The organism is uncultured Kordia sp. (assembly GCF_947489565.1).
Taxonomy (GTDB): domain Bacteria; phylum Bacteroidota; class Bacteroidia; order Flavobacteriales; family Flavobacteriaceae; genus Kordia.
On sequence record NZ_CANLEA010000012.1, the window covers coordinates 212,268 to 226,564 of the forward strand.

A 14,297-nucleotide genomic window follows, 5' to 3' on the forward strand; every position below is an offset into this window, starting at 1 on the left:
GTAAAAATAGGGTACAAAAAAACTCCAACTAAATTGGAGTTAATTATATATTTTAGATAAGTACTTTTTCTTAAAGAGTACCTACGTGCTTTGCTAATTTTGATTTTAAGTTTGCAGCTTTATTATTGTGAATAATATTACGCTTAGCTAACTTATCAATCATAGAAGTTACGTTAGAGAATAAAGCTTCAGCTTCTTTCTTATCAGTAACAGATCTCAATTTCTTAATAGCGTTACGAGTCGTTTTATGCTGATATCTATTTCTTAGACGCTTCGTCTCGTTACTTCTAATTCTTTTTAATGCTGACTTATGATTTGCCATCTCTCTTCTTAATTATCTTTTTTTAAACTTATCTGTTTAGTAGCCCGTAGGGGATTCGAACCCCTGTTACCAGGATGAAAACCTGGCGTCCTAACCCCTAGACGAACGGGCCATCATTTTTCAATGAGGATGCAAATTTAATCTATAAATTCAAATTTGCAAATAAAACTTTCAGAAAAAATTGGTAGCCCGTAGGGGATTCGAACCCCTGTTACCAGGATGAAAACCTGGCGTCCTAACCCCTAGACGAACGGGCCATTATTTCTGTTAGCGGATGCAAAAATACAACTATTTTTATATGCTCCAACTATTTTTAAAAGTTTTTTTACTTTTTTTTAATATGCTTTGGCAAATAGAACTCGCTTAGTCGATTTCTGACCCGAATATACACATTTTCCTTCTTCTTCCAAAGCATCTAATGGAATACATCGAATTGTTGCTTTTGTTAGCTCTTTTATTTTGTTTTCAGTTTCTGCTGTTCCATCCCAATGTGCAGAAACAAATCCTCCTTTATTTGCTATAACATTTTTAAATTCTTCAAAGGTATTAACGACTGTAGTGCTCTCATCTCTGAAATTCTTAGCCTTAGCAAATAAATCTTCTTGAATCGTCTCTAAAAGGCTTAAAACGGTTGCTACAGCGTCTTCTTGTGCTACAGATTGTTTTTCAAAAGTATCTCTACGTGCTATTTCTAATGTTCCATTCTCCAAATCACGTGCTCCCATAGCTATACGCAATGGTACTCCTTTAAGTTCCCACTCCGCAAACTTAGCTCCTGGACGCAATGTATCTCTTTTATCAAATTTAATAGCAATTCCTTTTTCTTTCAATTGACTTGAAATTTCTGCTACCTTTTCAGCAATCGCATCAAATTGTTCTTCATTTTTATATATAGGCACGAATACAACTTGAATTGGCGCTAATTTTGGAGGCAATACCAATCCTGCATCATCACTGTGTGTCATAATCAATCCTCCCATCAATCGTGTAGAAACTCCCCATGAAGTAGCCCATACCAATTCTTGTTTCCCTTCTCTAGTTACATACTTTACATCAAATGCTTCTGCAAAGTTTTGTCCTAAAAAGTGTGAAGTTCCGGCTTGCAGCGCTTTTCCATCTTGCATTAAAGCTTCAATAGTATACGTATCTAATGCTCCTGCAAAACGCTCACTTTCAGTTTTTGCTCCTTTAACTACTGGCATTGCCATAAAATCTTCGGCAAATTCTGCATACACTTTTTGCATTTGTAAAGATTCTGCTACAGCTTCATCTTTCGTTGCATGTGCAGTATGTCCTTCTTGCCATAAAAATTCAGCAGTTCTTAAAAATAAACGTGTACGCATTTCCCAACGTACTACATTTGCCCATTGATTTATTAAAATAGGTAAATCTCTATACGATTGAATCCAATTTTTATATGTGTTCCAAATAATTGCTTCACTAGTTGGACGAACAATAAGTTCTTCTTCCAATTTAGCATGAGGGTCAACTATCAGTTTTCCTTCGTTATCTGGATCTGTTTTTAATCTATAATGAGTAACTACTGCACACTCTTTTGCAAAGCCTTCTGCGTTTTTTTCTTCGGCTTCAAAGAGACTTTTGGGTACAAATAATGGAAAATAAGCATTTTCATGCCCAGTTTCTTTAAACATTTTATCTAATTGCGCTTGCATTTTTTCCCAAATGGCATACCCATAAGGCTTAATTACCATACAACCTCTAACGGCCGAGTTTTCAGCTAAATCAGCCTTTACGACCAATTCGTTATACCATTTTGAATAATCCTCAGATCTCTTTGTTAATTTCTTACTCATTCTTAGTAGTTTGGCACAAATATTGTGAATATGTTAAATAAAAAATAGTTTCGACAAAACTAACTATTTTTGTAGTGTTCAACAATTAATTTTAGGAGATATGCGAGTAATTTACCATTTACGAAACAACATCAAGGCTATACATATTTTAGCAATAACTTTTTTGACATTAACATCTTGTGGCACATACCAGCAAGCCACGTACGATGACGGAATTTATAATACTGGTGAACAAAGAAGTGAAACAGCAGAAGTTGTTTACGATAATAATAGTAATACTAATAATGCATATCAAAATTATTTTGAGCAAAAATCGTATGAAGCAGACGATCGCTATGGTGATGTATTTACAGATGTAGAATCTTATTCTAGTCAAGGTAATGTTGAACCACAACCTGAAACAGACGTTGACGCAATTGGATACTCAGAAAGCTATTCTCCTTGGGGAGAAACCGCAGATGATATCACTATAAATGTTTATGGTGGATCTCAATTTGGTTGGAACAACTGGGGAGGCTTTAATAACTGGGGCTGGAACCGTTGGGGTTGGAACAACTGGGGCTGGGGAGGCTTTAATAACTGGGGCTGGAACCGCTGGGGTTGGAATAACTGGGGCTGGGGAGGCTACAACAACTGGTGCTGGGGAGGCTTTAACAACTGGGGCTGGGGAGGCAACTGGGGTTATGGACCATACTGGCGTTCTCCTTACAGAAACTACGGATACGCATACAATAGAGGACGAAGAAGTTATGCTAGTAGAGCTCTAGCTAACCGAAGAGCAAGTTACTATTCAAGAACTACAAACAGAAATGGTAATCGCTACTCTACGAGTCGATCTTCTAGAAGAGGAAATACAAATGCTCGAACTACACGAAATACTAGAAACACAAGAGCTACTAGAAACACACGTAACACAAGATCAACACGCGCTACAAGAAATACGCGAAATACACGTAATACTGTAAGATCAACAAGAAATACTCGCAACACAAGATCTACACGTTCTACTAGAAGTAATCCAGTACGTTCAAATTTTAATAACAGATCAAGAGTCAATAGCTCTTCTTCAAGATCATCAAGCGGTTCTTCAATGAGATCGTCTGGTGGTGGTGGATCGAGATCATCTGGTGGTGGAAGCCGTGGCGGAGGAAGAAGAGGCGGAAGAAACTAAACCCATATTAACATTTTTATATCCCTAAAAATAATACTATACTAAATTATGAAAAAAGTATTCATACTATGCATAGGTTTGCTTGCTATGTCTGTAAGTGACGCCCAAAACTTAAATGATGTCGTTCGGTATTCTACCGAAAACTTAAATGGGACAGCACGTTTTAGAGCAATGAGTGGAGCGTTTGGAGCCCTTGGAGGAGATTTCTCAGCTTTTTCAATAAATCCAGCAGGTTCTGCCGTTTTTAATACTAGCGAAGTAACCATATCATTAACTAATTATAATAACGACAATGATGTTTCTTATTTTGGAACAACTTCAAACAGAAACGAATCTGAATTTGATTTGAATCAAGCCGGAATTGTATTTGTCTTTAATGACACAGCAGGTGGCGACTGGGGAAAAATTTCTTTAGGATTGAATGTTCAAAATAATGACAATTATTACAATAATATTTTTGCTACTGGAACAAACTCTTCTAGAGGAATTGCAGATTATTTTCTTTCGTTTGCCAACGGACAGGCATTAGGAGATATTGCACAGTTCCCAGGAGAAAGTGATAGTGACACATATCGATTTTTAGGTGAAAACATAGGTTTCGACGCACAGCAAGGATTTCTAGGCTATGAAGGATTCGTAATTAATCCAGATGTAGATGATGATGCAAATACAACGTATAATTCAAATGCTGATTATTCTAATGGCGCTATTCACGATTATATTGTTCAAACTTCTGGATTCAACAGAAAGTACACATTCAATGTAGGTGCAAAATATAAAGACAACTTATACCTAGGACTAAATGTTAACTCGCACGATGTTGACTATAGAGAACGAAAAGTATTGATAGAAACTCCAGTAAATACTGCTTCTGGACTGCAATATGCAGAGTTTTCTAACGAACTATACACATATGGTGTTGGAATTTCTTTCCAAGTCGGTGCGATCTTAAAATTACAAAATGTTCGTTTAGGTGGTTCATACCAATCACCAACTTGGTACAGCTTAAATGATGAGTTAAGTCAAGGATTAAGTACTGATTTTAGAAATCCAGCAAGCCCAACAGAAATTTTACGAAGAGACATTTTTCCAAATGTAGTAAACGCATACAGAGAACATAGAATTGTGACTCCAGGAAGCCTAACTGGTAGTTTTGCTTATATATTCGGGAAAAGAGGTTTAATTAGTTTTGATTATTCTTTAAAAGACTATTCAAACGCAAAATTACGCCCAACAAATGATTTTCTTGCTGCAAATAATGATATTGACAATCAACTACAGGCTGCTTCAACATATAGAGTTGGAGGAGAATACAGAATTAATCAATTTAGTTTACGTGGAGGATATCGTTTTGAACAAAGTCCATTCCAAGACAACTCAACTATAGGAGACTTAGAAGGATATTCTTTAGGAATAGGATATAATTTTGGAAGCTTGTCATTTGATGTAGCATATGATAGAAGCGAACAAGCTAGAAATCCACAACTTTTCCAATCTGGTTTAACAGATCGTATCAACATCAACAACATAAATTCAAACGTAACATTTTCAGTAACGTTTAAACTATAATATTACATCATCTTAACCGATTCATTTTACCATAAAAAACCTCATTAGTATTAATGAGGTTTTTTTATGCTTTGTCTTGTGAAGAATTATGATAAGATATAATGCTTTGCTAAAAGTTATATAAACGAATAAATGCACTTTTCAGCATTCTTGAATCTGCTCAGATTCACTCTCCACTTCTACTCTTCTTGACCTATTTATATATACATTTCTAAAGACTTCATCTAAATCATAAAAAAAACCGAAGCTAATTTTCTCCGGTTTTTTATATTTTTCTTTTCTATTTGTTTGATGTGAATTATCTCTTTAAAGTAAAGTGATTGATAAATTCTTTTGGTGAACCATCAAATGGATCTACATATTCTACTCTAAACCAGTAATCCTGTGATGGCATTGGTGAACCATTGAAGGTTCCGTCCCAACCGATTCCCGCTGGACTGATCTGTTTTAAGAGTTTTCCATATCTGTCAAAGATGTAAATCTTTGCACTTGGTTGGTTTCTAAGTCCTATGATGTTCCATGTTGGATGGTACTCATCTCCGTTTGGAGTGAAGAATTTCATATAATCAATCAGTTCAAAGGTTCTTACCAGTTCTCCACAGCCATTGGTGTCTCTAACTGTTACCGTGTGTTCTCCTGGTTGTAAGTCTAAGAACTCTCCTGTATCTTGCCATTCTCCATCATCTAATTGGTATTCATACACGCCTGAACCTCCTGTTGCTGTTGCTATTACATTGTGTGTATCTGCAAAGGCTGGTGTGGTAATCTGTACATCTAAACTAGCTGGTGCTGAGGATGCTTCATACGTCACACTATCACTGTAACTACAGTTTGTTGGGAAGTTTCCATCAGTAATCACTAAACTATAGGTTCCTGCCGTGGTTACTTGCACTGTCGCCGTATTAAAGATTCCATTTGGAGTATTCCAAAGATAGGTAAAGCCTGCTCCTTGGTCTTCTCCGATGAATGGCCCATCTTGAGTGGTTCCTGTAGCTGCATCTACACATAAGATATCATCTGCTGGCAATGTGAAGACTGGTAATGGATTCACCTGTAAGTTCACTAGTACTGGATCAGATAAACATCCTGTGATGGTTTGTCTTACCCTTGCATACAAGGTCTGTGGATTCGATGTGTTGGTATAACTCGTTGTATTAGCTATCGCATTGATATCCGCATCTGCATCTGTTGCTGTTTCATAGTAAGAAACTGCCATGTTCAATTGTCCATTAATGATATCTGCATCTAACGTCGTTAGATCAAACACTGCTGTATCTTGATCTGCCTCATCTACTGCACATAGTTGATACGTGTCTGGCGCTGTTGCTGTTGGAATTGGCTCTACACTGAGTTCTAAACTAGCAATATTGTTGGTGTTTACACATCCTGTTGCAGTGTTCTCCACTCTGATAAAAATTGTCTGCGGATCACTCATATTCTCAAAACCGTTTACTAAAGCTCCTGTTCCTGCTAATGCCTCTGCCACTGTTAAGTGATAGGTTACTGTAAAGTCAGCCACCATCTGTGGAGCAGTTAACAAGTCTAATGAAGCTGTCACTACATCCCATTCAAATTGTCCTACATTGTCATTGTCATACTCACAGAATACATAGGTAAATGCCGTTGCTGTAAGTTCTGGCAATGGATGTACTATAACTGGTAATTCTACTACCTTGTAACATGGTAACATATTGCTATCAATCTGAATATCACTCTCTACTCGTACATAGATAATCACTTGTCCGTTCACATCTGCTGTTGCCATGTCTACGGCATGCATTGTTGGATCTGCAATTGGATTGGTGTCGTTGTCTGCATCTTCTTGTGTTGTATGGTAACTTACCGTTACATTACTCTCATTGTTTACAATCTCTGCTTCTGATTGTGTCAGATCAAAGATTAAGATTCCATTGGTTGCGTCTCCATCGCTGTCATCGTCACAAGCCTCTAAAATAGCTGGCATTGTGTTTGGTGTTGGAATTGGAAGTACTCGAAGTGTCATGGTGATATCGGTAGTGCATCCTGCAGCATTCGCTGCTCTGATGTATAATACTTGTGGATTGCTAATGTTTTGATAAGCCGTTGGATCAGCTATTGGAGTATCTGCGTTTAAGTCTGCTAATGAAGCGTAATATGTTAAAGTGAGTCCATTATCTCCATCAACTATTTCCAAATATCTGTCTGTAAGATCGAAGCTGCTAATTTCATCACTTTCACTTCCACTCTCTAAATCATCACATAAAGAAAATGGCGTTGGTTGCACTAGTTTCGGAGCATCAACAACTATGATATCAAAATTTCCAATGGCATAACATTCTGTAGCATTGTCTTCTAAACGTACCCAAATGGTTTGTTGGTTTATTGTAATGTTGATGTAATCCGTTAGATTTACTATTGGAGATACATCATCGATCGCATCTTGTTCACTCTCGTGATAGGTTAGTGTTAAAGCTCCTGGTGTTTGTGTGCCATAGATCTCCATTTGAGTCTGCGTCAAATCAAACATCGCAAAACCATCAGATGGATCTTCATCACACACTTCTAAATCAGTGATGTTGATTGGAACTTCTGGAATTGCAATCACATTGATCTGTAATGGCGTCACTGTAAAACAGCCTGTAACCGTATTGGTGGCTAATACATATAATGTCTGACTATCCATTACAATGTTTGTATATGGACTTGCAAGTGCATTTAAGTTCGCAATCGCTTCCGCTTCTGTTTCATGGAAACTATAGACTACATCTGGCTCCATGTTCACAATAGCAGTGACAAGTGCATCTAAATCTGTACCTACAAAACCGTCATTATCATCATCACAGGTATCTGCTAAAAGCAATCCATTTGGATCTAAGGTTGGACTCGGTAGTGGATTTACACGAATATCAAAGGTAATGGTGTTTTGACAACCTGTCGTATCATTAGTAGCCAATACAAAAATCGTTTGTACTGCTACCATCGCATTTGGATAGGCTGATGGATTAAGTATTGGTGTATCACTTGCTAAATCCGCTGCACTTCCATAGTATATTAAGCTAATGCCTGGTACATTATTGACTAAGTCTTCTGCCAAGGAGGTTAAATCAAATACTTCGATTTGATCATCTAAAGTAATCGCATCACACAGTTCTAAGCCTGGTAATTGAATCAGTACTGGAAGTTCATTGACAATCAATGTTAAATTCGTAATACTAAAACATCCTGTTACTTGATCTTCTACGCGAACCCAAATCACTTGTGGACTTGGTGGGATGTTGCTATACGCATTTGGATTGTTGATTTCTCCAACCGTCGTTCCTACCACAGCGTTTGCTTGTGTGTTATAGTAACGAACCGTATGTGTGGTTGGATCTTCTCCGTTTAGAATATCCATCTCTGCTTCTGTTAAATCAAATTGTGCAATCTGATCAGCAGTTACATCATCACATTCTGCCAAACTTGTCGCATCTAAAGCAGCAATCTCTGGTGAATCATGAACGATTAAATCTAAAGAAACTACATTAAAACAGCCTGTTAAGACATTTTCAACACGTACATAAATGGTTTGATTATATGGATTGATGTTACTATACGTATCTGCTAATGTATTCACATTATTATCTGCATCTTCAGGAGTTTCATGATAGGTTACTGAAACATTCGTTAACATTCCTCCTGTAATCTGATTTTCAGTGCTTCTGATATCAAAAATTCCAAACCCGTCATTATCTGTATCACAATATTCTAAAGGAGTCGCTGGAAAAACCTGCGGTGCATCAACTACAGAAACCGTTAATGTAGTGATTACATAACATCCTGTATTGGCAGTTTCTACACGTACAAAAACCGTTTGCGGGTTGCTAATATTAGTATATGGAATTGCCAACGAGTTTGTATCATTTTCAGCATCCATTTGGTTTAAATAGTATCGAACAGAAAGCCCAGGAATTCCTCCAGAAATTTCATCATTCTTCACATTTAAATCAATCGCTGTAAAACCATCCGCAGTTTCATCATCACATACAATTAAATCGGTAGGCGCATTTGCAGAAGGAAGTTCTTCAAACAAAAGATTAAAAGACGTTGTAGCATAACAGTCATTTCCTGCTTGTGTACTTTCAATTCTAACAATAATAGTTTCTCCGTCAGCTCCAAAATAGATCGAAGGAAGTGGATTTACATCATTATCAGCATCCATTTGATTGTTATGGAAAGAGATATTAAAATTAGCAGGATTTTGACCTCCTAAGATAGCTGCTTCTTGTGTTGTAAGGTCATAATCTTCGACACCATCACTATTTAGATCACAAGTAATCATATCATCTGGCTGATTAGCGATAGGTTGTTCGTACACACATATTTCAAAATCAGTAGTACTATAACACATGGTATTCATGTTATTTTCAATACGTACATATATTTGCTGACATGGTGCTGTGTTGACAAATGGAAACGTTAAAGCATTCATGTCATTATCGGCATCCGCTTGACTTGAATGATAGGTCACCGTAAACATTGTAGGATCTTGCGTTCCTAGAATAGTTGTATTTAGGTTTGTAAAGTTGAAATTTTCGACACCGTCATTTGAGTTATCATCACAAACTGCAATATCTGCAGCGACATTTGCGATAGGAACTGTATCTACTATTAATTGAAAAGAAGTCACTGCAATACAAACATTTCCAGCTTCTGTACTTTCAACGCGCACAAAAATAGTTTCTCCATTACTTCCCGTATAATTGGCTGGTAATGGATTCATACCATTAGTTGCATCAGCAGCATCGGCATGAAATGTAATATTGACATCAGCAGCATTTTGTGTTCCTAAAATTGCTGCTTCCTGTGTAGAGAAATCATACATTTCCATACCATTTGCATCAAAATCACAAGCTCTCATGTCGTTTGGCTGATTCGCTATTGGTTGTGTATTTACACATATTTCAAAGCTTGTTGTATCAAAACAAACTGAATTTGAGTTGTTTTCTAAACGAACAAATATTTGCTCACATTGATTTGTATTTGAGTACGGAAATGTCAGCGCATTCATATCATTATCAGCGTCTGCTTGACTTGTATGGTAAGTCACTGTATATGATGCTGCATTTTGTGCTCCTAAAACAGTAGCGTCTAAGGTTGAAAAATCGAATTCTTCTATATCATCATTTGTATCATCGTCACAAACAGCAATATCTGCTACTGGATTTGCCGTTGGAAATGCATCTAAGAACAATTGAAAAGAAGTAATAGAAAAACAATCATTTCCTGCTGTATTACTGTCTACTCTTACAAATATTGTTTCTCCATCAGTTCCTGTATAGGAAGTTGGCAATGGATTCATATCATTATTTGCATCGGTAGCATTGGCATGAAATGTAATATTGACATCGGCAGCATTTTGTGTTCCTAAAATTGCAGCTTCTTGCATGGTAAAATCATATACTTCCGAACCATTTGCATCAGGATCACAAGCATTCATATCACTAGGCTGATTTGCTACAGGTTGCTCATCTACACATATTTCAAAACTCGTTACACTATAACAAGTAGCTCCTAAGTTATTACCTACTCTAGCAAATATATCTTCACATTGATTTGTATTTGTATATGGAAAAGTTAGTGCATTTGCATTGTTATCGGCATCCGCTTGACTTGAATGATAGGTCACCGTAAACATTGTAGGATCTTGCGTTCCTAAAATTGTTGCATCTAGTGTAGTAAAGTCAAATTCTTCGACACCATCGTTTGAGTTATCATCACAAACTGTAATATCTGCTACTGAATCTGCTGTTGGAGAAGGCTCAACCGTGATTGTAAAACTTTCTTGAATGATATCTGCACAACTATTTGAGATTTCCACTGTATATGTTGTGGTCATTGTTGGCGTAAATACCGGATTTGGCAATGCAGGATCACTTACTCCTGCCGTTGGCGTCCATGAATATGAAGTAGCGCCTGTAACGGTAGCGTCCACTGAACTTAAAGATTGTCCGCCACAAATAATTTCATCTCCAAAAGCAAGTGAGTTTGCAAAAGATACATAATCAAAACATACACGTTGTAAGTTTGTAGCGCCACCTGTAGAACCTGTAAATCCAAAATAGGCTTGCGTCACTCCATTAAAAAGATTATTTATGATATCTCCTGTGTAAGAAAGACGCAGCGAACAATCAAAATATACTTCTAATGTTGTTGTAGCTGCGGTCCACTCTATTCGAATGATATGCTCTACTCCATCTTCAATATTTGTTGATGTTGGTGAAGCTTGTACAGGTCCCGCTAAGTTTGTTGCTCCGGTATGGTTATTATTTCCTTGACTTACAATAGCAAGATGATCAAAAAATGGGTCACTTAATTCATTATTTTGCCAAGTATCGAATTCGACTGCCAAAGAATTCCCGATACCTTCATATCCCATTCCTCCACCTAAATTCCCTATTTCAGGAGTTTGTGTATTTTTTAGAATAAAAGTGATTCCATCTGCTCCATTTGCATCATTTGTTCCGAAGAAACCTCTGAATTCTACTACAAAATCTTCTGTTACGTCCACAGGTGTTCCTGACCACACAGCTCCAGATTGACTATTTACATTTTGAGTAATTTCAAAGCAATCACCTCCTATATCAACTGTATCTCCAATCAATGAAGGCATTAATTGTGCATTGAGCTGAATACAAAACAGGATAAAGAATACTTGTACAATATTCTTTATCCTGCTGCTATTTTTTGTTAAAATCATTGTCCTACAATTATATAAGACAAATATGATAAATTATCTCTTTAAAGTAAAGTGATTGATAAATTCTTTTGGCGAACCATCAAATGGATCTACATATTCTACTCTAAACCAGTAATCCTGTGATGGCATTGGTGAACCATTGAAGGTTCCGTCCCAACCGATTCCCGCTGGACTGATCTGTTTTAATAGTTTTCCATATCTGTCAAAGATGTAAATCTTCGCACTTGGTTGGTTTCTAAGTCCTATGATGTTCCATGTTGGATGGTACTCATCTCCATTTGGAGTAAAGAATTTCATATAATCAATCAGCTCAAAGGTTCTTACCAGTTCTCCACAACCATTGGTGTCTCTCACGGTAACGGTGTGCTCTCCTGGTTGTAAGTCTAAGAACTCTCCTGTCTCTTGCCACTCTCCATCATCTAATTGGTATTCATATACGCCTGATCCTCCTGTTGCTGTTGCTATTACATTGTGTGTATCTGCAAAGGCTGGTGTGGTAATCTGTACATCTAAACTAGCTGGTGCTGAGGATGCTTCATACGTTACACTATCACTATAGCTACAGTTTGTTGGGAAGTTGTTGTCAGTAATCACTAAACTATAGGTTCCTGCCGTGGTTACTTGTACTGTTGCGGTGTTAAAGATTCCATTTGGAGTATTCCATAGATAAGTAAAGCCTGCTCCTTGGTCTTCTCCGATGAATGGTCCATCTTGAGTCGTTCCTGTAGCTGCATCCACACATAAGATATCATCTGCTGGTAATGTGAAGACTGGTAATGGGTTCACTTGTAAGTTCACTAGTACTGGATCAGATAAACATCCTGTGATGGTTTGTCTCACTCTTGCATACAAGGTCTGTGGATTCGATGTATTGGTATAACTCGTTGCATTGGCTATCGCATTGATATCTGTATCTGCATCTGTTGCTGTCTCATAGTAAGAAACCGCCATGTTCAATTGTCCATTAATGATATCTGAATCTAAAGTCGTTAGATCAAACACTGCTGTATCTTGATCTGCCTCATCTACTGCACATAGTTGATACGTGTCTGGCGCCGTTGCCGTTGGGATTGGTTCTACACTGAGTTCTAAACTAGCAATATTGTTGGTGTTTACACATCCTGTTGCTGTATTCTCCACTCTGATAAAGATTGTCTGTGGATCACTCATATTCTCAAAACCGTTTACTAAAGCTCCTGTTCCCGCTAATGCCTCTGCCACTGTTAAGTGATAGGTCACTGTAAAGTCAGCCACCATCTGTGGAGCAGTTAGTAAGTCTAATGAAGCTGTCACTACATCCCATTCAAATTGTCCCACATTGTCATTGTCATACTCACAGAATACATAGGTAAATGCGGTTGCTGTAAGTTCTGGTAACGGATGTACAATTACTGGTAACTCTACCACCTTGTAACATGGTAACATATTGCTATCAATCTGAATATCACTCTCTACTCGTACATAGATAATCACCTGTCCGTTCACATCTGCTGTTGCCATGTCTACGGCATGCATTGTTGGGTCAGCTATTGGGTTGATATCTGCATCTGCGTCTTCCTGTGTGGTATGGTAACTTACCGTTACATTACTCTCATTGTTGACAATCTCTGCTTCTGATTGTGTCAGATCAAAGATTAAGATTCCATTGGTTGCATCTCCATCTGTATCATCATCACAAGCCTCTAAGATTGCAGGCATTGTGTTTGGTGTTGGAATTGGAAGTACTCTCAGTGTCATAGTGATATCTGTAGTACATCCTGCGGCATTGGCTGCTCTGATGTATAACACCTGTGGATTGCTTATGTTTTGATAAGCCGTTGGATCAGCTATTGGAGTATCTGCGTTTAAGTCTGCTAATGAAGCATAGTACGTAAGTGTTAAACTAGTATCTCCTCCTGTGATCTCTGTGTACTTATCTGTTAGATCAAAACTACTGATCTCATCACTCTCATCGCCACTTTCTAAATCATCACATAGTGAGAAAGGTGTTGGTTGTACCAGCACTGGTGGTGGCACAACTATGATATCAAAGCTTCCGATAGCATAACATTCTGTAGCATTGTCTTCTAAACGTACCCAGATCGTTTGTTGATTCACTGTAATATTGATGTAATCCGCTAGGTTTACTATTGGAGACACATCATCAATCGCATCTTGTTCACTCTCGTGATAAGTTAGTGTTAAAGCTCCTGGTGTTTGTGTGCCATAGATCTCCATTTGAGTCTGCGTCAAATCAAACATCGCAAAACCATCTAAACTTGCTGCATCATCACACACTTCTAAATCAGTGATGTTGATTGGAACTTCTGGGATTGGAATCACATTGATCTGTAATGGTGTCACTGTAAAACAGCCTGTAACCGTATTGGTGGCTAGTACATATAATGTCTGGCTATCCATCACAATGTTGGTATATGGACTTGTTAGCGCATTTAAATTAGCAATCGCTTCTGCTTCTGTCTCATGGAAGCTATAGACTACATCTGGCTCCATGTTCACAATAGCAGTGACAAGTGCATCTAAATCTGTACCTACAAAACCATCATTATCATCATCACAGGTATCTGCTAAGAGCAGTCCGTTTGGATCTAAGGTTGGACTCGGTAATGGATTTACACGAATATCAAAAGTAATGGTGTTTTGACAACCTGTAGTATCATTGGTAGCCAATACAAAGATCGTTTGTACTGCTACCATCGCATTTGG

6 protein-coding genes and 2 tRNA genes are annotated in these 14,297 nt (G+C 37.6%); 2 read left to right on the forward strand and 6 right to left on the reverse strand.

Annotated elements, in window-relative coordinates; genetic code table 11:
- Positions 1-70: 70 nt before the first annotated feature.
- The 4 genes from rpsT to proS form a co-directional block, all read right to left on the reverse strand.
- Complete coding sequence (rpsT, locus tag Q0845_RS17330) at positions 71-322, reverse strand: 30S ribosomal protein S20 (RefSeq protein WP_298515907.1); 252 nt, start codon at positions 320-322, stop codon at positions 71-73.
- 40 nt (positions 323-362) lie between these two features.
- Positions 363-434: transfer RNA gene (locus Q0845_RS17335), tRNA-Glu, on the reverse strand.
- 70 nt (positions 435-504) lie between these two features.
- A tRNA-Glu gene (locus tag Q0845_RS17340) sits at positions 505-579 on the reverse strand.
- A 78-nt stretch (positions 580-657) separates the two neighbouring features.
- A complete protein-coding gene (gene proS, locus Q0845_RS17345) occupies positions 658-2,136 on the reverse strand; it encodes a proline--tRNA ligase (protein WP_298515909.1) in 1,479 nt (492 codons plus the stop codon).
- Between the two features lie 100 nt (positions 2,137-2,236).
- Between proS and Q0845_RS17350 the strand changes: the two genes are divergently transcribed.
- The gene (locus Q0845_RS17350) at positions 2,237-3,307 is read left to right on the forward strand and encodes a hypothetical protein (protein ID WP_298515911.1); all 1,071 of its coding nucleotides are present in this window, start codon (positions 2,237-2,239) and stop codon (positions 3,305-3,307) included.
- Between the two features lie 48 nt (positions 3,308-3,355).
- Positions 3,356-4,876, forward strand: a complete 1,521-nt coding sequence (locus tag Q0845_RS17355) for a UPF0164 family protein (RefSeq protein ID WP_298515913.1) — start codon at positions 3,356-3,358, stop codon at positions 4,874-4,876.
- A 298-nt stretch (positions 4,877-5,174) separates the two neighbouring features.
- Here Q0845_RS17355 and Q0845_RS17360 read toward each other — a convergent pair whose 3' ends face one another.
- On the reverse strand, positions 5,175-11,591 hold the full coding sequence (locus tag Q0845_RS17360; protein ID WP_298515916.1) for a T9SS type B sorting domain-containing protein: 6,417 nt from the start codon (positions 11,589-11,591) through the stop codon (positions 5,175-5,177).
- Positions 11,592-11,624: 33 nt separating this feature from the next.
- Positions 11,625-14,297 (reverse strand): T9SS type B sorting domain-containing protein (locus tag Q0845_RS17365; protein ID WP_298515918.1); only part of this gene is annotated, 2,673 nt, incomplete at its 5' end.